Origin of the sequence: Micromonospora sp. NPDC049374, assembly GCF_040677165.1 — a bacterium.
Lineage (GTDB): Bacteria > Actinomycetota > Actinomycetes > Mycobacteriales > Micromonosporaceae > Micromonospora.
The window spans coordinates 163,409-181,261 of the sequence record NZ_JBFAQH010000012.1; the positions used below are offsets into that span (position 1 = coordinate 163,409).

At 72.2% G+C, this 17,853-nt stretch carries 19 protein-coding genes; 9 read left to right on the forward strand and 10 right to left on the reverse strand.

Going from position 1 to position 17,853, the window contains the following annotated elements; all coding sequences use genetic code 11:
- The gene (locus AB0J93_RS20685; protein ID WP_363923934.1) at window positions 1-1,320 is read right to left on the reverse strand and encodes a trypsin-like peptidase domain-containing protein; all 1,320 of its coding nucleotides are present in this window, start codon (window positions 1,318-1,320) and stop codon (window positions 1-3) included.
- Window positions 1,321-1,505: 185 nt separating this feature from the next.
- On the opposite strand from AB0J93_RS20685, the gene AB0J93_RS20690 reads away from it, so the two are divergent.
- Window positions 1,506-2,180 (forward strand): O-methyltransferase, encoded by a 675-nt coding sequence (locus tag AB0J93_RS20690; protein ID WP_363923935.1) that lies wholly within the window; start codon window positions 1,506-1,508, stop codon window positions 2,178-2,180.
- Between the two features lie 70 nt (window positions 2,181-2,250).
- Here the strand turns inward: AB0J93_RS20690 and AB0J93_RS20695 are convergent, their stop codons facing one another.
- Window positions 2,251-3,717 (reverse strand): leucyl aminopeptidase family protein, encoded by a 1,467-nt coding sequence (locus AB0J93_RS20695; protein ID WP_363923990.1) that lies wholly within the window; start codon window positions 3,715-3,717, stop codon window positions 2,251-2,253.
- A gap of 149 nt (window positions 3,718-3,866) precedes the next feature.
- Complete coding sequence (locus AB0J93_RS20700; protein ID WP_013283866.1) at window positions 3,867-4,034, reverse strand: DUF3117 domain-containing protein; 168 nt, start codon at window positions 4,032-4,034, stop codon at window positions 3,867-3,869.
- 190 nt (window positions 4,035-4,224) lie between these two features.
- On the opposite strand from AB0J93_RS20700, the gene AB0J93_RS20705 reads away from it, so the two are divergent.
- Window positions 4,225-5,049, forward strand: a complete 825-nt coding sequence (locus tag AB0J93_RS20705; protein WP_363923936.1) for a PaaX family transcriptional regulator C-terminal domain-containing protein — start codon at window positions 4,225-4,227, stop codon at window positions 5,047-5,049.
- Window positions 5,046-5,837: an enoyl-CoA hydratase-related protein gene (locus AB0J93_RS20710; protein WP_363923937.1), complete on the forward strand. Its 792-nt coding sequence runs from the start codon at window positions 5,046-5,048 to the stop codon at window positions 5,835-5,837. Before AB0J93_RS20705 ends, AB0J93_RS20710 begins: the two co-directional genes overlap by 4 nt.
- Window positions 5,838-5,875: 38 nt before the next feature.
- Here AB0J93_RS20710 and AB0J93_RS20715 read toward each other — a convergent pair whose 3' ends face one another.
- The 4 genes from AB0J93_RS20715 to AB0J93_RS20730 are packed head-to-tail and all read right to left on the reverse strand — an operon-like array spanning window position 5,876 to window position 8,345.
- Window positions 5,876-6,499: a hypothetical protein gene (locus AB0J93_RS20715; RefSeq protein WP_363923938.1), complete on the reverse strand. Its 624-nt coding sequence runs from the start codon at window positions 6,497-6,499 to the stop codon at window positions 5,876-5,878.
- A gap of 4 nt (window positions 6,500-6,503) precedes the next feature.
- Complete coding sequence (locus AB0J93_RS20720; protein ID WP_363923939.1) at window positions 6,504-7,094, reverse strand: DNA-3-methyladenine glycosylase I; 591 nt, start codon at window positions 7,092-7,094, stop codon at window positions 6,504-6,506.
- A 49-nt stretch (window positions 7,095-7,143) separates the two neighbouring features.
- A complete protein-coding gene (locus AB0J93_RS20725; protein WP_357581319.1) occupies window positions 7,144-7,641 on the reverse strand; it encodes an SRPBCC family protein in 498 nt (165 codons plus the stop codon).
- A complete protein-coding gene (locus AB0J93_RS20730; protein ID WP_363923940.1) occupies window positions 7,638-8,345 on the reverse strand; it encodes a DivIVA domain-containing protein in 708 nt (235 codons plus the stop codon). The genes AB0J93_RS20725 and AB0J93_RS20730 overlap by 4 nt, the downstream gene beginning before the upstream one ends.
- A 132-nt stretch (window positions 8,346-8,477) precedes the next feature.
- On the opposite strand from AB0J93_RS20730, the gene folP reads away from it, so the two are divergent.
- Window positions 8,478-9,347, forward strand: coding sequence for a dihydropteroate synthase (gene folP, locus AB0J93_RS20735; RefSeq protein WP_363923941.1), 870 nt, complete (start codon window positions 8,478-8,480; stop codon window positions 9,345-9,347).
- A 21-nt stretch (window positions 9,348-9,368) separates the two neighbouring features.
- On the opposite strand, the gene AB0J93_RS20740 is transcribed toward folP, so the two are convergent.
- Window positions 9,369-9,746, reverse strand: a complete 378-nt coding sequence (locus AB0J93_RS20740; RefSeq protein ID WP_093408387.1) for an NADH-quinone oxidoreductase subunit A — start codon at window positions 9,744-9,746, stop codon at window positions 9,369-9,371.
- A gap of 122 nt (window positions 9,747-9,868) precedes the next feature.
- On the opposite strand from AB0J93_RS20740, the gene AB0J93_RS20745 reads away from it, so the two are divergent.
- The 3 genes from AB0J93_RS20745 (at window position 9,869) to AB0J93_RS20755 (ending at window position 14,482) form a co-directional block, all read left to right on the forward strand.
- The gene (locus AB0J93_RS20745) at window positions 9,869-11,347 is read left to right on the forward strand and encodes a hypothetical protein (RefSeq protein WP_363923942.1); all 1,479 of its coding nucleotides are present in this window, start codon (window positions 9,869-9,871) and stop codon (window positions 11,345-11,347) included.
- 257 nt (window positions 11,348-11,604) lie between these two features.
- The gene (locus AB0J93_RS20750; RefSeq protein ID WP_363923943.1) at window positions 11,605-13,452 is read left to right on the forward strand and encodes a 2-oxoacid:acceptor oxidoreductase subunit alpha; all 1,848 of its coding nucleotides are present in this window, start codon (window positions 11,605-11,607) and stop codon (window positions 13,450-13,452) included.
- Window positions 13,445-14,482 carry a 2-oxoacid:ferredoxin oxidoreductase subunit beta gene (locus AB0J93_RS20755; protein WP_363923944.1) on the forward strand — a complete coding sequence of 346 codons (1,038 nt, stop codon included), beginning with the start codon at window positions 13,445-13,447 and terminating at the stop codon, window positions 14,480-14,482. The genes AB0J93_RS20750 and AB0J93_RS20755 overlap by 8 nt, the downstream gene beginning before the upstream one ends.
- Window positions 14,483-14,566: 84 nt before the next feature.
- Here the strand turns inward: AB0J93_RS20755 and AB0J93_RS20760 are convergent, their stop codons facing one another.
- A complete protein-coding gene (locus AB0J93_RS20760) occupies window positions 14,567-15,580 on the reverse strand; it encodes a potassium channel family protein (protein WP_363923945.1) in 1,014 nt (337 codons plus the stop codon).
- A gap of 161 nt (window positions 15,581-15,741) precedes the next feature.
- On the opposite strand from AB0J93_RS20760, the gene AB0J93_RS20765 reads away from it, so the two are divergent.
- Together AB0J93_RS20765 and AB0J93_RS20770 are read left to right on the forward strand one after the other, a co-directional pair.
- On the forward strand, window positions 15,742-16,431 hold the full coding sequence (locus AB0J93_RS20765; protein WP_363923947.1) for a helix-turn-helix transcriptional regulator: 690 nt from the start codon (window positions 15,742-15,744) through the stop codon (window positions 16,429-16,431).
- A 158-nt stretch (window positions 16,432-16,589) separates the two neighbouring features.
- Window positions 16,590-17,177, forward strand: a complete 588-nt coding sequence (locus AB0J93_RS20770; RefSeq protein ID WP_363923948.1) for an ATP-dependent Clp protease proteolytic subunit — start codon at window positions 16,590-16,592, stop codon at window positions 17,175-17,177.
- A gap of 93 nt (window positions 17,178-17,270) precedes the next feature.
- Here AB0J93_RS20770 and AB0J93_RS20775 read toward each other — a convergent pair whose 3' ends face one another.
- A complete protein-coding gene (locus AB0J93_RS20775; RefSeq protein ID WP_363923991.1) occupies window positions 17,271-17,852 on the reverse strand; it encodes a hypothetical protein in 582 nt (193 codons plus the stop codon).
- Window position 17,853: the final 1 nt, after the last annotated feature.

The following is a 17,853-nucleotide window of genomic DNA, read 5'->3' on the forward strand; positions in this document are numbered from 1 at the left end:
TCACTTCGCGTCCGCGGCGAGGGTGACCGAGGCGTTCTGCCGGGTCGAACCCCGGCGGTACTCGACCGTCACCACCGATCCGGGCGCGTACTTGCGGACCAGGGCGATCAGGTCGGTCGGCTCGGTCATCGGGCGGCCGTTGAGCTTCAGGATCACGTCACCGGCACGCAGTCCGGCGCCGGCCGCCGGACCGGACGGCTCGACCGTCGCGAGGCGTACGCCGGCACCGTTGGTGCCCGAGCCGGGCCCGCCGACCTGGGCACCGATCACCGTGCGGCGGGCCTTCCCGGTGCCGATGATGTCCTGGGTGATCCGTTTCGCCTGATTGATCGGGATGGCGAAGGCGAGGCCGATGTTGCCGGCCTCCTGCCCCTCGGCGACCAGCGACTTGATCGTGGAGTTGACGCCGATGACCCGCCCCGCCGCGTCGACCAGCGGGCCGCCCGAGTTTCCGTGGTTGACCGCGGCGTCGGTCTGGATCGCGGCGTAGTAGCGCGTCGGGCCGCCCGGCTCGCCGGCGTGCATCGTCCGGTCCAGGGCACTGACGATGCCCGCGGTGACCGTGTTCGCCAGCGACAGCGGGGAACCCATCGCCAGCACCGGGTCACCGACGGCCAGGGCGTCGGAGTCGCCGAATTCGACCGGACGCAGCCCGGTGCGGGAGACCTTGATCACCGCGATGTCGGACTCCGCGTCCTGCCCCACCACGGTCGCGGATGCCGAACTGCCGTCGTTGAAGATGACCGACGCCTTCCCGGTGCCGCCGGCCACCACATGATCGTTCGTGATCACATGCCCGTCGGCGCTGGCGATGAAGCCCGAGCCCTCGCTGGTGCCACCGAGCCCGGCGACCCGGACGGTGACCACGCTGGGCAGTACGCGCTCGGCGACGCCAGCCAGCGACTCCGGTGGACGTTGGGCGAGCGTGGGCGCCGCACCGGGGACCGCCCCCAGCACCGCCCCACCGGCACCACCACGGATCGCGAACGCGTAGCCGAGCGCACCACCGAGCGCGCCCGCCAGCAGGGCGGTCACCAGCGGAATGAGCAGGAGCTGCTGGAGCCTCGGCCGGCCAGCCGCGTCGGGATCGGTGACCGGTTCCGGCTCGCTGCCGGCCGCCGGGGCGGCGGGCAGCACCACTGCCGCCGGTGCGTGCGGATCCCGCCACGGATCGGCGAGCGCGTCGGACCACCACGGCGAAGCGGCATGGCCGCCGTCCTGTGGTGTCGCCGGCCCACCGGCTGCCGGATACCCGGCCGCCGGCTGCCCGGCCGGTGCTCCGCCCACGCCGGGCTGGCGCCAGTCCCAGCCGTCGGTCACTCGGTGCCTCCCACTCCCGTCCCCGATATCCACGCGTCCGCGGTCCGGCGCGGGCGACGGGATACCGCTTCCAGGATTGCACGGATGCGCCGCGCGGGGTCAGCGGTTGTCACCGCGGGTGGATGCCCCGCTGCGCTCAGGACGGGCCGCCTTTAGAGTCACAGTGCCCAACCGCCCTGCGCATCATGCTCGTCGCCCGGAGGTGCCCCATCGCCACGGTCGCCGGTTCCAGCAGTTCGACGAACCCGGCCCTACAGTTCGCCGAGTCGTACGTCACCGAGGACCTCGTCCTGCGGACCGCGCGCAGCCTCGCCCGCGAGGTCGGTCTGAACGCGGTCACCGCAGGCGCGGGTGCCGCGTTGCGCCTGCTCGCCGCCGCCGGCAACGCCCGCGCGGTGGTCGAGATCGGCACCGGCACCGGCGTCAGCGGCGTCTGGCTGCTGCGCGGTATGCGGACTGACGGAGTGCTCACCACCATCGACGTCGAGGTGGAGCATCAGCGGATCGCCCGCCGCATCTTCGCCGAGGCCGGCTTCGTCTCCGGCCGGACCCGGATCATCACCGGCCGGGCGCTGGACGTCCTGCCTCGGCTCGCCGACGGTGCGTACGACCTGGTCTTCGTCGACGCCGAGGTGACCGCCTTCACCGCCTGCGTGGACGCCGCGCTGCGGCTGCTACGGCCGGGGGGAGTGCTGGTGCTCAACGGTGCGCTGGCCGCCGGTCGGATCGGCGACCCGGCCGCCCGCGACACGGAGACGGTCACGGTTCGCGAGACCGTGAAGGCAATCCGCGAGTCGGAGCACTGGATTCCGGCACTGCTGCCGGTCGGCCACGGGTTGCTGGCCGCGGTGCGCTGCTGAGCCGCCGCCGGGCCGGCCGTACCGAGCGACCGGCCGCGGGGCGAGCCGACCGGCACGCCCCGCGGCCGGGTCAGTCCAGCGCCGCCAACCAGCGCAGCAGCCCGCGTACGCCCCAGCCGGTCGCACCCCTGGTCAGCACCGCGTCGTCGCGTTCACACCAGGAGGGTGCGGACATGTCGATGTGCAGCCAACGGTCGCGCAGGTCGCCGGTGAACTCCCGCAGGTAGAGGGCGGCCAGCACGGAGCTGGCGCCCTGCGTCGGCGCGCTGTGCAGGTCGGCCAGGTCGCTGCCGAGGTGCTCGACGTAGTCGATGGGCAGCGGCATCCGCCAGGCTGACTCGCCGGCCGCGCTGATCGCCGCCAGCAGTTCCTCGGCGAGCTGATCGTTGTCGCTGTAGAGCGCGCCGGTGCGGGTACCCAACGCCACCGAGTTGGCACCGGTCAGGGTGGCCAGATCGACCAGCAGGTCGGGCTGGAGTTCCTGCACCGCGTACGCAAGCACGTCGGCGAGGACCAGCCGGCCCTCGGCGTCGGAGTTCGTCGTCTCGCTGGTCAACCCGCCGTAGTGCCGCACGACGTCGCCGGGCCGGAACGCGGCCCCGCTGACCATGTTCTCGGCCAGCGGCACGAGCGTGGTCACCCGGACCGGCAGGCCCAGCGCAGCGACACCGAGGGTGGCCGCCACGACGGCGGCGGCGCCGGCCATGTCCTTGCGCATCAGCTTCATCGCCGGCACGGGCTTGATCGAGATGCCGCCGGTGTCGAAGGTGATGCCCTTGCCCACCAGGACCACGTGGGTGCGGGCGTCGGAGGGATGCCAGTCCATCTCGACCAGGCGCGGGCCGCTGGCCGATCCGCCACCGACGGCGAGGATGCCGCCGAAGCCCTCCGCGGCCAGTTGCTCCGGCTCGCGGACCCGCAGCATGAGCCCGGGCAGGTCGGCCACGGCCTCGGTGACCTGCTCGGCGAACCACTGCGGGTTCTTCACCGAGGAGGGCATGTTTGTGAGGTCCCGGGCCAGCCGGGTCATCCGGGCGGTGGTCACCGCCACGGTGACGGCCTGCTCGTACGCCTCGGGGTCGGTGACCGCCAGGTCGACGTCGGTCAGCGTGGGGGCGTCGGTGTCCGCACCCAGCCGGAACCGGTACGACCCCAGCAGCAGCCCTTCGACCAGTCCGCGAACCGCTTCGGGCGCCACCCCCGTCGGCAGCGCGAGTGTGATATGAGTCTCATCTTTGCCTGCGCGGGCCAGCGCCGCGCCGCCCGCCCGCCAGGCCGCCTCGTCCGCCGCACCGATCCCGAGCAGCAGCAGCCGGCCGGGAGTACCTCCGGGGCGCAGCTGCGTGTGCACGTCACCGGCCCGGCCTCGGAACCGCGCCACCGGGATCAGCGCGGCCACCTCGTCGGCGACCCCGTCGGGTGGGGCCACTCCGGTCGGCACCAGCTCGGCCGGTGCGTCGTCGCCGGCACCGGGCCGCACGGGTAGGACCAGGGTGCCGAGCCGTTCCGGCTCGGCGGTCAGACGGATGGCGAGCACGCGGAGCCGTACCTCCTGGAAACGGACGCGCGGTGGATCGGCCCGCGCGAAGGTGTGACGGCTCTGAGCCACCGGTGAGACCGGTGGCTCAGAGCCAGGATCAGACGAACTGTCCGCGGCGGCGAGCGTCGCCGACGCACCGGCCTCACTCAGCCGGCGGCCGCCTTCAGCGCGTCACCGAGAGCAGTCGCCTCGTCGGGAGTCATCTCGACGACGAGCCGGCCACCGCCCTCCAGCGGGACCCGCATGACGATGCCCCGGCCCTCCTTGGTGACTTCCAGCGGACCGTCGCCCGTCCGCGGCTTCATCGCCGCCATGTTGTCTCCCCTCAGACCTACACCAGGGTCGGTGGGTTGCCCCACAGCCACTTCGCCATGACCACCCGCAACTTGCACGTGGGTGTCGACCGACGATTTTCCCTGATGAACACCGCCGGACCCAAACCGAAGCAGCATTGATGTAACAGCATCTAGCTTATCCTTAGATGGCCTGTCACAATGTGCGGTCATGCAGGCACGGTCGGCACTCTTCGACCTGTACGGCGACCACCTCCGGCCGCGGGGTGGTCGCGCACCCGTTGCCGCGCTGGTCAAGCTACTGGCGCCGCTCGGGATCGCGCCCCCCGCCGTACGTACGGCGGTCTCCCGAATGGTGCGCCAGGGCTGGCTCGAACCGATCAGACTGGCGTCCGGCCCCGGATATTCGATCACACCGAAGGCGGCCCGCCGGCTGGACGAGGCCGCCTCCCGGATCTACCGCACCGGTCGGGTCACCTGGGACGGGCGTTTCGACCTGCTGGTGCTGGACGCGCCGAGCGCACGCCGGGACCGTCAGCGACTCGCCGCAAACCTGCGGTACCTCGGCTACGGCACGCTGGACGAGCAGACCTGGGTGGCCACCCGTCCGGCAGAGGACGTCGACCTGCTGCTCAGCGAGGGGGGCGTACGCTTCGAGCGGTTCAGCGCCGCGCACGCCGCCGGCACGCCCGGCGCGATGGGCCTGGTCCGCCGGGCCTGGGACCTGGCCGAGATCGGCCGGGCGTACGAGGAGTTCGTCGCCGAGCAGCGGACGCTGCTGACCGGCGTCAACGCCCGCAGCGGCGACGAGGAGGCGTACGCGGCCCGGTTCCGGCTGGTGCACGCATGGCGTACGTTCCTGTTCCGGGACCCGCAGCTGCCACCGGCGCTGCTGCCCGAGCGCTGGCCCGGCATCGCCGCGGCCAGCTTCTTCGACCGCCACGCGGCCCGACTCCGGCCGGCCGCCGACCGGTACGTCGAGCAGTGTCTCGACGGTGGACACCGGATAGCCCGACAGAAGGGTCGCCAGACGTGACCGAGCCGCTGCTCGTCGACCGCACCGACGCCGTCGTCACCCTCACCCTGAACCGCCCGACGGCGATGAACTCGCTCGACGTGGCGCTCAAGGAGGCGCTGCGGGACACCCTCGCCGAGCTGGAGTCCGACCGTGGCTGCCGGGCGGTGGTGCTGGCCGGGGCGGGCGGGTCGTTCTGTGCCGGTCAGGATCTGCGCGAGCACGTCGACACCCTCCAGGGCGGTGACGGCAACCCGCTGGACACCGTCCAGGCGCACTACAACCCGATCGCCGCCCGGCTGGCCAGCCTGCCGAAGCCGGTGGTGGCCGCCGTCCGGGGCATGGCCGCCGGGGCGGGTGCCTCCCTGGCCTTCCTGGCCGACATCCGCATCGGTGGCCCGTCCACCAGCTTCCTGATGGCGTTCGCCAAGGTCGGGCTGGCCGCCGACACCGGCGCCTCGTGGACGCTGCCGCGGCTGGTCGGCCACGCCAAGGCCGTCGAGCTGCTGATGCTGGCCGAGCCGGTACGCGCCGAGGAGGCCTGCCGGCTCGGGCTGCTCAACCGGATGACGGACGACGACGAGCAGGTGCTGCCCACCGCGCAGGAACTGGCCGTCCGGCTCGCCGCCGGACCGACCGTGGCCTACGGGGCGATCAAGCGTCAGCTCTCGGTCGCCGACGCCGGCACCCTGGCCGACGCGCTGGCCGCCGAGGCGCAGGCCCAGGCCATCTGCGGCGCGACCACGGACCACCGGGCCGCCACCATGGCCTTCGTCAGCAAGCAGAGGCCGGTCTTCGAGGGCCGTTGAGCCGCCGCCGGCCTACCCGGCGGGCCGGCCCGGGTCGGTCAGTCGTCCTCTTCCGGGTCCTGGTTCGCCTCCGCGCCGAGCACGAACGCCTGCATGGCCAGTTCGTCGCCGGAGGGTGAGACGAAGGCGGGCAGCTCCCGGGGGCCCAGCTCCTGCACGTACGCCCAGAACAGCCGGACCGCCTCCGCCGGCGAGTCGGCCTCGATCGGGAGGTCCAGGCTGACCAGCCAGGTGCGTCGCTGCGGTGCCGGGCCGAGCCGGTCGACCAGTTCACGGAACGTCGCCGCGTCGAGCGCGGTGACCGGCCCGCCGAGGACCAGCGCGTCGGCCGGCACCGGCTCGTCGAAGGCCCGCCGGGTGTACGCGACCACAAGCGTGTCGGGCGCCCGGTCGGACTGCGGGTCGTCCGGGTCCTCCGGGCGTCGGGCGGCCGAGCCGGCGACCCGGCCCACCGCCACCAGCCGCGGCGGCTCGTCAGCCAGCACCGCGACCTGGTCACCGAAGCGGGGCAGGCTGGTGCCGTCCAACCCGGTCAGCTCAAGCGTGTCGTGGTGGACGAGCCGCTCGGCGTCGTACCGTCCGGCGGGCAGGAGCACGGCCCAGGTGCCCGTGCCGTCCGCCTGGCTCGCCCCGTTCACCCGGTGTGCGGTGTCGGTCGTCATGCCCTCATCCCATCACGCCCGTCGCGGACGTCACGACGTGGCAGCCCGCGAGATGGTCGTCGACCATCCCGGTGGCCTGCATCAGCGCGTACGCCGTGGTCGGGCCGACGAACCGGAAGCCACGCTTCTTGAGTGCCTTGGCCATGGCCGTGGAGGCGTCGGTCAGCGCGGGCACGGCGGCGGCGGAGCCCGGCCGGGCCCCACCGGGTGGCGGGGCGAAGGACCAGAGCAGCGCGGACAGCCCCTCCGGAAGATCCTGTGCGGCGCGGGCGTTCGCGATCGCAGCTTCGATCTTGGCCCGGTTACGGACGATGCCGGCGTCGGCGAGCAGCCTGGCCACGTCGGCCTCGCCGTAGCTGGCCACCGTGTCGATCCGGAACCCGGCGAAGGCCGCCCGGAAGGCCGGCCGCTTGCGCAGGATGGTCAGCCAGGACAGCCCCGACTGGAACGCCTCAAGCGTCATCCGTTCGTAGAGGGCGTCGTCACCGTGCAGCGGGCGGCCCCACTCGGTGTCGTGGTAGACCGCATAGTCGGGGGTGCTGGCGCCCCACCCGCACCGGGCCAGCCCGTCGGCACCGATCACCAGTTCAGTCACGGCGTCAAGGCTAGGCCCAGTGTCCGACAGCCCGGCCCGCACGCACCGGTCAGGGCAGGCGGCCCTGCTCGACCTGGCGGGCGAAGCGTCGCAGCGCCTGGGTGAGGCTGAACTTGGAACCGGGCCAGAGCACCGGCCAGGCCACCCGGCCGGCCGGCCCGCCCGGCAGGTGGAACCACTCGTGCCAGACCACCTGACTGCGCCCGCTCTCCAGCGGGGTGCACCGCAGCACCCCGGGGCCGCGCAGCAGCGTGCCACAGTGCACCACGCCGATCTCGTACGGCGCGTCCACCCGGACCACCCGCATCTTGTCCCGCAGCACCGCCGGGCCGAGCGAGGTGACCGCCTCGACCAGGCTCCCCTCACCGCCGTCGCCCTCCACCACCCGGACGGTGGTGAACGGGATCCACTCGGACTGCCGCTCCCAGGCCAGCAGGGCGGCGAAGACCTTCTCGGCCGGCGCGTTCACGATCACCGTGGCAGTGACCTCACCGGCACCGGGTTGAGCCGCCTCGCGAAGATCGTCAGCGCCGTCCGAGCCGCTCACGCCGACTCCGACCGGACCACCGAACCACGCGGCCCGGACCCCGGCGCCTCGCTGCCCGCCGGCTTGTCGCCGGGGTCAGCGGCGACGGGGGTCGCGGCACCTTCGGCCGGCTGTCCGCCCGGTGCCGGCTGCTCACCGGCCGGCCGGAGATCGCCGTCGGCCGGCTCCGTCGTCGCGGTCGGCGTCACCGCCACAGCCTCCGGCTCCGCCGCTGACTCGGCGGTGGTCTTCGGACCCGGGCCGGGCCGGTCACCGGTCTCGACCGCTGCGGGAGCCACCGAGAGCTCGATCGTCGATCCTTCGACCACCGGGGCGTCCCAGGGCGAGGCCCCCGCCTCGGTCGGGTTGGCCGCCTGCTCGCGGGCCCGTCGAAGCGCGTCGGCGTCGGCGGTCCGTCCGTCCCGCAACGCCGTCACCTCCGCCTCCAGCACTCCGATCAGCTCGGCCTTGTAGCCGATGTCGTACGCCGCCCGGCGCATCGCCTGATCGACCTGGGTCATCCGGTACCCACGCAGCGCGGTGTCGAAGCGCACCTCGCCGACGTCCGACTCGCGCAGCGGACGGTCGCCGGGCAGCGGCACCGCCCGCCCATCCGCCTCGACCGGGGCGAGGCCGGGATCCCGACCGGTGACCAGCACCGTCACGCCGAACACGACCGCCGCGACGGTGACCGCCACGACCAGCAGGAGCAGAAGCTGACCCATGCACTGATCGTGGCACGCCGAGAGGAACGGGGCGACCCCACCCGGCGCGGCGTACCGCGAACCGGCAACCGGATAGCGTCAGTGTGGTGGCCGCGTGATCGGCCGGTGGCGGGTGGCGATGTGGGAGGTGGCGTGGCCGGGGTGCTGCGGCTCGGGGCTCGGCGGTTCGGTCCCGAAGACCTGGTGGTGATGGCGATCGTCAACCGCACCCCGGACTCGTTCTTCGACCGGGGTGCGACCTTCCAGGCCGACAGTGCGCTGCGGGCGGTGGAAAGGGCGGTGGACGAGGGTGCGGACATCGTCGACATCGGCGGGGTGAAGGCCGGGCCGGGTACCGAGGTGGACGTCGCCGAGGAGATCCGTCGGACGGTGGGCACCATCGCCGCCGTACGGGCCGCCTTTCCGGAGGTCGTCATCTCGATCGACACCTGGCGGGCCGAGGTCGCGGTGGAGGCCGTGGCGGCCGGCGCGGACCTGCTCAACGACACCTGGTCGGGGGCGGATCCGGCGCTGGCCCGGGTGGCGGGGCGGACCGGGGTCGGTCTGGTCTGCTCGCACGCCGGCGGACTCAGCCCGCGCACCAGGCCGCACCGCGCGGCCTTCGACGACGTGGTGGCGGATGTGGTCGCGACGGTGACCGGGCTCGCCGAGCGCGCGGTCTCCCTGGGCGTACGCCCCGACGGGATCCTCATCGACCCGGCGCACGACTTCGGCAAGAACACCCGCCACTCCCTGGAGATCACCCGACGGTTGGGCGAGCTGGCCGCGACCGGTTGGCCGGTGCTGGTGGCCCTGTCGAACAAGGACTTCATCGGCGAGACGCTGGACCTGCCGGTCACGGAGCGGCTGGAGGGAACGCTCGCCGCGACGGCGGTCTCCGCGTGGTTGGGCGCCCGGGTCTTCCGCGCCCATCAGGTCCGCCCCACCCGCCGGGTGCTGGACATGGTCGCGGCCGTCCGGGGCGATCGTCCACCAACCCTCAGCCGCCGCGGCCTCGCCTGAACGGTGATCGGTCCCGCCGGGTCAGGTCCAGCGGAGGATGTTGCGCCGCCAGGCGTAGAGCAGGCCGAGTGCGAGGACACCCACGAAGATCGCCATCTCCACCACGGTGACCATTCCGAACCCGGGCCGGTCGAAGACCACCGCCCAGGGGAAGAGGAACACCGCCTCGACGGCGAACAGCACGTAGAGGTACGCGTAGACGTAGTAGCGGATCTGCATCTGCGCCCAGTCGCCGCCCACCGGGTCGAGGCCGCACTCGTAGCTGGCGCGCTTACCGGGCGGATCGGCCGGGCGGGCGGGGCGCAGCACCCGGTTGGCGGTGAACGCGACGACGAGGAAGAGCACGCCAGCGAGCAGCAGCAGCCCGAGCGTCGCGTACGAGCCCAGGTAACCGGTCACGGTCGGTCAGCCTACCGTCCGCCGGGAGACCACGGCCGCGTCGCGAACTTCTTTTCATCTGGGACTAGTGTCCCAGAGCAACTTCTGACCACCATGGGATCACCACCAGCACCGGAGGATCAATGGGACGGCTGCCCGGACGATGCGGCTGGCGTCGTACCTTCGCGTCCCTCTGTGCCCTCGGCCTGCTGGTGGGTGCCGGAGCCGGCACGGCACCAGGTGCCGCAGCGACCGTGGCGGTGGCGGGTCGGGCCACCGAGCCGGGGCCATACAGTCCACCGGCCGAGCCGACCGGTGAGCCCGAGCCCACGTCGCCGCCACCCACGGTCGAGCCGCCGGTCGAGACGAGTACGCCCGCCGCACCGCCGACGACGCCCACACCGGGCACCACCACCGGCGGACCGGTCCCGAGCAGTGGTCCGCCGGCCGCGACGGTGGCACCGCCCCGGCCCACGTACTCCCCGTCGTCCGGGCCGCCCGCCCCCACGCTCGCACCGCCCGTATCGGCCGGCGTGAAGGTCACCACCGACGACGTCACCCTGCCGGCCGGTTACTGGACCGCGGCGAGCACGGTGGCCACCCTGAACGTGACAGTCACCAACGCCGGTAGCGCGAGCGCCGGTGTCCGCCTCGCCTACACCCTGCCGGCCGGGCTCACCGACGCCGGCACAGACGGCTGCGCCACCGCAGGAAAGGGTGAGTACCGCTGCGGGCGGTGGACCACGGCACCCGGCGCGCAGTTCAGCACCCGGCTGCGGATCCGGGTCGACGGCGACGCCTGGCGCAACATGCCGCTGGCCGGCTCGGTACGGGTGACGGCCACCGGCGCGGCCGGCACCGCGAGTGACGACGAGGGCTTCGCCGTCCTGTTCCCACCGGGCCCACCGGCACCCGGGATCACCATGTCGGCGGGTGAGGTCACCTTCGACTCCGACGGGGCCGGCGAGGAACTCCTCGTCCGGCTCGGCAACACCGGTCGGGCCGACGCCAGCGGCCGGGTCGACGTGCTGCTGCCCGCCGGGGTCACGGTGGCGACGCCGCCACCCGGCTGCGTCGCCGTGACGGCGACGCGTACCCGCTGCCGGCTCGACACGATCCGGTCGGGGCGTACCGAGGAAGTCAGGTTGCCGGTCACCGCGACGCCGCAGGCGCTGCGCAGCGCCCCGCTGTCCGGAGCGGTGATCGGCCGGCTCGACCCGCGCCACGGCGCCGACCGGCGGATGCAGCTCAGCTTCCGGATCACCGCGGCGTCGTCCGAGCAGCCCGCGGTGGTACCGCCGCCCGCGCCGGTGGCGTCGTCGAGTCTGCGCCCGGCGGGGGCGCCCGGTGACACCGAGGGGTCAACGTGGAGACAGCGCACGGCGGCACTGCTGATCATGGTGTCGGTGCTGCTGGTGCTCCTCGCTGTCGGGCTGGTCGTGGTGTGGTTGCGGCGCCGGGCCACCGCGTCGGTGACCGGTGGCGAGGAGATGAGCGGCGTGGCGCTCCGGACCGCGGCGGAGGATCCGGCCGGCGGTGCGCCGGAATCGGACGCCGGAATCTGGTTCCGCGCCCGACGGCCGGCCCGGACCCAGGACCGACCCGGCTGGGACGTGCGGTGATATGGATTACGGCGGCCCGGGCGAAACACCGCAAGTGACCACATAAACCCTCACGTTTCGTTCTCAGTCGGCGGACCTCCGGGCAGGGCGCGCCCCCGATCCGACGTAGGCTCTCGGTGAGGGAAGGACAGGCGGGCCGGACGTTCACGGACGGCCGGTGCAGCGGCGCGTCAAGGAGGTCTCGTGGCCGGGCAAGGCGAGGTCACCATCCAGTTCAGCCGGCCGCGCCGCAGCGCGCGACGAAGCGAGGTGCGGCCGTGAGCAAGCAGATCCGCCAGCTCGAACGGGTGGTCATCCGGTTCGCCGGCGACTCCGGCGACGGCATGCAGTTGACCGGGGACCGGTTCACCTCAGAGACCGCGCAACTGGGCAACGACATCTCCACGCTGCCCAACTTCCCCGCCGAGATCCGGGCTCCCGCCGGCACCCTGCCGGGCGTGTCGAGCTTCCAGGTGCACTTCGCCGACTACGACATCCTCACCCCGGGCGACGCGCCGAACGTGCTTGTCGCGATGAACCCGGCGGCCCTCAAGGCGAACCTCGCCGACCTGCCCCGGGGCGCCGACATCATCGTCAACACCGATGAGTTCACCCGACGCAACCTCGCCAAGGTCGGCTACGCGACCAGCCCGCTCGACGACGACACCCTCGCCGGGTACGCGGTGCACCCGGTCGCGCTGACCTCGATGACGATCGGCGCGCTGGCCGAGCTGGACGTGTCCAAGAAGGACGCCGAACGGGCCAAGAACATGTTCGCCCTCGGCCTGCTCAGCTGGATGTACTCCCGGCCGTACGAGTCGACCCTGCGGTTCCTGGAGCGCAAGTTCGCCAAGCGACCCGAGCTGGTCGCGGCGAACGTGGCCGCGTTCAAGGCCGGCTGGAACTTCGGCGAGACCACCGAGGACTTCGCCGTCCGCTACGAGGTCAAGCCGGCCAAGATGCCGCCGGGGACCTACCGCAACATCACCGGCAACGCCGCGCTGTCACTCGGCCTCGTCGCCGCGGGTGTCCGCTCCGGCCTGCCGGTCTTCCTCGGCGCGTACCCGATCACGCCAGCCTCGGACATCCTGCACGAGCTGAGCAAACACAAGCGGTTCGGCGTCACCACCATGCAGGCCGAGGACGAGATCGCCGCGATCGGCGCGGCGCTGGGTGCCTCGTACGGCGGTGCGCTCGGCGTGACCACCACCAGTGGCCCGGGTGTGGCGCTCAAGGGCGAGACCATCTCCCTCGCGGTGGCGTTGGAGCTGCCGCTGGTGATCGTGGATGTGCAGCGGGCCGGGCCGTCGACCGGCATGCCTACCAAGACCGAACAGGCCGACCTGAACATGGCGCTGTTCGGCCGGCACGGCGAGGCACCGGTGGCGGTGATCGCGCCCAAGTCCCCCTCCGACTGCTTCCACGCGGCACTGGAGGCGGCGCGGATCGCGCTTACCTACCGCACCCCGGTCATCCTGCTGTCGGACAACTACGTCGCCAACGGTTCCGAGCCGTGGCTGCTGCCCGAGGTCGACTCCCTGCCGGACCTGCGGGTCGAGTTCGCCACCGCGCCCAACGGCGAGGACGGCGCGACCTTCCTGCCGTATCTACGCGATCCGCAGACCCTGGCCCGGCCGTGGGCCGTGCCGGGCACCCCGGGTCTCGAACACCGCATCGGCGGGCTGGAGAAGGCCGACAAGACCGGCGACATCTCGTACGACCCGGCGAACCACGACTACATGGTGCGGACCCGGGCGGCCCGGATCGAAACGATCCCGGTGCCGGACGTGGAGGTGGAGGACCCGGACGGCGACGCCCGGGTGCTGGTGCTCGGCTGGGGCTCGACGTACGGCCCGATCGGCGCCGCCTGCCGCGCCCTGCGCCAGCGTGGCCTGCCGGTCGCGCAGGCACACCTGCGGCACCTGGCCCCGATGCCGGCCAACCTCGGCGCGGTGCTGCGCTCATACGACCGGGTGGTCATCCCCGAGATGAACCTCGGCCAGCTCGCGCACGTGATCCGGGGCCGCTACCTGGTCGACGCCATCGGCTACAACCAGGTCCGCGGCCTGCCGTTCACCGCCGCCGAGCTGGAGACGATGCTGGAAGAGGTCCTGAAGAATGTCTGAGCCCGTCGCCCTCAAGCTCACCGCCAAGGACTTCAAGTCCGACCAGGAGGTGCGCTGGTGCCCCGGCTGCGGCGACTACGCGATCCTCGCCGCCGTCCAGCAGTTCATGCCGGAGCTGAACATCCCCCGGGAGAACATCGTCTTCGTCTCCGGGATCGGCTGCTCGTCGCGCTTCCCGTACTACATGAACACCTACGGGATGCACTCGATCCACGGTCGGGCTCCGGCGATCGCCACCGGCCTGTCGGTCTCCCGGCCGGACCTGTCGGTGTGGGTGGTGACCGGTGACGGCGACGCCCTCTCCATCGGCGGCAACCACCTGATCCACGCGCTGCGCCGGAACGTCAACCTCAAGATCCTGCTGTTCAACAACCGGATCTACGGGCTGACCAAGGGGCAGTATTCTCCCACCTCCGAGGTCGGCAAGATCACGAAGTCGACACCTGTCGGTTCGGCTGACGCGCCGTTCAACCCGCTGTCGTTGGCGCTCGGCGCCGAGGCGACCTTCGTCGGCCGCACCATCGACTCCGACCGCAAGCACCTGCAATCGGTGCTGCGCGCCGCCGCCGAACACGAGGGCTCCGCCTTCGTGGAGATCTACCAGAACTGCAACATCTTCAACGACGGGGCGTTCGAGCAGCTCAAGGAGCCGGGCACCCGTGACGACTACCTGATCCGGCTGGAGCACGGCCAGCCGATCACGTTCGGCAAGGACGGGCAGTTCTGCGTCGTACACCCGCCCGGCGGGTTCGGCCTGGAGGTACGCGACACGGCGTCGACCCCGGCGGACGAGATCGTCGTGCACGACGCCACGGTCGACGACCCGGCGTACGCGTTCGCGCTGTCCCGGCTGCCCGGCTTCGACCTGCGGAACACCCCGATCGGCGTATTCCGCTCGGTGCGCCGGCCGTCGTACGACAGCGTGGTGCAGGGGCAGTTGGCCGACGCCCGGGCCACCGTCACCGAAACCCCGGAGCAGCAGTTGGCCGGGCTGTTGGGTAGCGGCGACACCTGGACCATCGTCGGCTGACCCGTGCCGTGACCAGCACGACCGGGCCGTTCCCTCGGGACGGCCCGGTCGACGTTTTCGGGCCCGGTGGTAGCTGACCGTCGCTCAGGGCAGGGTGTTCGCGGTGGGGCGGTCGTCGCGTACGTGCACCAGCATGTCCCCGGTCTCGATGACCGCACCGGCCCGGTCCGCCAGGGTGACCACCTTGCCCCGCCGGACCAGCGCGATGACAAGCGTGTCCAGTTCCCGAGGCGACCTGCCGACCTCGCTGCGTTCCGCGGAGCGCATGGCCAGCGCCATGCCCTGGCCCGGGGTGAGCAGATCCTCCACCACGTCGATCAGTGGCGGGGCCGACGTCGACAGGCCCAGCAGCCGGCCGGCGGTAGCCGAGGACACGATCACGTGGTGCGCGCCGCTCTGCTTGAGCAGCGGGGCGTTCTCCGCCTCCCGGGCCGCGGCGATGATCCGGACCTGACCGGCGGTGAGCTGGCGTACGGTCAACGCCACAAGCACCGACGCGTCGTCGCTGTCGGTTGCGATGATCACCGCCTTGGCGGTCCGGACGTGGGCCTGGTTGAGCACGGAGGATCGGGTCGCCGAACCCTCGATGGCGACCAACCCGTTCGACGTGGCCTGACGTAAGGCCGGACCGGCGCGTTCCACCACCACGATCCGGGACTTGTCCAGCCCGTTCTCCATCAGGGCCGAGATCGCGCTACGCCCCTTGGTGCCGTAGCCGCAGATGATGACGTGGTCCTTCACTTTTCTCTCCCACCGGTGCAGGCGACGGCCGGTCCGGTACTGCTCGGTCAGCACCTCGAGGGTGGTACCGACCAGGATGATCAGGAACAGCACCCGGGCCGGGGTGATGAACACGATGTTGACCAGTCGGGCCTGCTGGGTCATCGGCACGATGTCGCCGTAACCGGTGGTCGACAGCGAGACCACCGCGTAGTAGAAGCAGTCCAGCAGCGTCAGGCCGTCCCCGTTGTTGTCGCGGTACTGCTCCCGTTCGAGGTAGACCACCGCCACCACGGCGAGCACCAACCCGATGGCGGCAGCCAGCCGAAGGCTCAACGCACTGAGCGGGCCTCGCCGCTGCGCGGGGAAGTGAATCACCGGGGGACCTGCCCCGCGTCGGTCGCCTGCACGTCCACAACATAGCCGTTGATCCGGGAACCGCACGGCGGGGTGGCGTTCAATGGACTCGGTACGGCGAACGGGGCGGCGGACGGGCATGATGGGACGGTCAGCGCAGGAGCGGCGAGAGTGAGGCCCCCATGTCGTTGCTGAGACGGGTGATCGGCGCGGTGCTGCGCCGCAAGCGTCAGCACCAGGGCCGCACGCTGCGGGAAGTCGCCCAGGCCGCCGGGGTCTCCGTGCCGTACCTGTCCGAGGTAGAGCGAGGGCGCAAGGAGGCGTCCTCCGAGGTTCTCGCGGCGATCTGCCGGGCGCTCGGCCTGCACCTCTCGGATCTGCTGGAGGAGGTTCGCGACGAGCTTCGGCGGGTCGAACGCCGACTGCCCGCCACCGGCCCGGCTGGTCGCGTCCCGGCCACCCGACCCGGCGACCCGGCAACCGCCAGCCGCGGTACGGACGGATCCGCCCAGCCGGTCGCCCGACTCAACGGCGTCGGTTTTGGCTTCGGTGCGGACCTGACCGCAGGGCTGGGCAGCAACGACCCCGTTGCGGGCGGGGCCCGCTCGGTCGGTCGGATCGGCACCGCCGGCCTGACCGGCGGTGGACCGACCGGCGATGGGCTGACCGACGGTGGGCTGACCGGCGGAATCAGGGTCGTTGCCTTCGTCGACCCGGTCGGTCCGGTCCACCTCGTCGCCCGGGGGCCGCTGCTCCGTCGCGGGTCGCCCAGCCGTTCGTCCGGCGGCCCGCTGCACCGGTCCGGGGCACGTAGGCGAGCCGCCCGGCGGACGGCCACAGTGCGGGCGGCCGTCGGCAGTCACCGAGGGTGAGGCCACCAGGCGTTGTTGTCTCCTGAGCCGGTCCGTCGTTCTGCCGTGGGCGGATCTGCCCGGGGCAGAACGGCTGGTTGAGGACCGGTGGCATCCCGCAGGCTCAAGGGGCCGGTCCCCGGGCGCTCGACGTCGCCGCCGGCGGGTGGAGGTTGATCATGATCACGATGCTCGACGACGGCCAGCGGACCTTCGGCGACCAGGTGTTCGAACGGTTGCTGCGAGAGCGGATCGTCTTTCTCGGCAGCGAGGTGAACGACGAGATCGCCAACCGGATCTGCGCCCAGATCCTGCTGCTCGCCGCCGAGGACCCGGAGCGGGACATCACCCTCTACATCAACTCGCCGGGCGGCTCGGTGAGCGCCGGAATGGCGGTCTACGACACGATGCGCTTCGTACGCAACGACGTGGCGACCCTGGCCATGGGGCTCGCCGGCTCGATGGGCCAGTTCCTCCTCTGCGCCGGCACGGCCGGCAAGCGGTACGCGCTGCCGCACACCCGGATCCTGATGCACCAACCCTCCGGCGGTATGGGCGGCACCGCCTCCGACATCACCATCCAGGCGGAGAACATGCTGCACGTCAAGCGGACGATGCAGGAGTTGATCGCCCAGCACAGCGGCCGAACCCTGGCCGAGATCCAGCGGGACTGGGACCGGGACCGCTGGTTCACCGCCGAGGAAGCCCGTGACTACGGCCTGATCGACCAGGTGGTGAACGCCGCCACCCAGCTGTCCACGAGCTGATGCGCCGGTCACCCGGGAAGGCGGGCACCTAGCCGCGACAGCCCGCCGTCCCGGACTTCGAGGGGGCGGCGGGCGACACCGCGGTCACCGGAGCTACTCGGACGCCGCGCGCCGAGCCGGACCGGCGACCGAGTAGGCGATCAACCCGCCGAGGGCGAATACCGCGGCCATCAGCATGGCGGCATCGCTCTCGGGTGGCTGTCCCTGCCATGTCGCCGTTGCACCCCAGACACCCTCCTGGGGGTACATGACCGCGACAGTGGTCCAGCCCAACGGCAGGAACCACGATCTGGCGGCACCGACCACGGTCGCGCACAGGGCGGTCAATCCCAGTAGGCCGGCGGTGTCACGGGCCACCAACGCGGCTGGCCCGAACCGGGCCCCGGTGTACAGCGTGGCGAGCAGGACCACGAGGACGACCATCAGGCCGGCGAGCAGGTGCAGCGCACGCCGCCAGGGCCAACGCATCGACGCGGTACGGTCCAGGTTCTCGTCGGGACCGGCGAGGGTGGGCGACAGCACTGCAACCATCAGCACGACGGTCATCACGACCACCATCGCAGTGACGTCCCGCTCCTTGGCGAAGGCCAGGCACAGCCCCCACACCACCGCCGCGCCGCCGACGGCCGCGGCCAGAGCCAGTGGTACGCGCCGTGAACGCAGGTACAGCAGCATC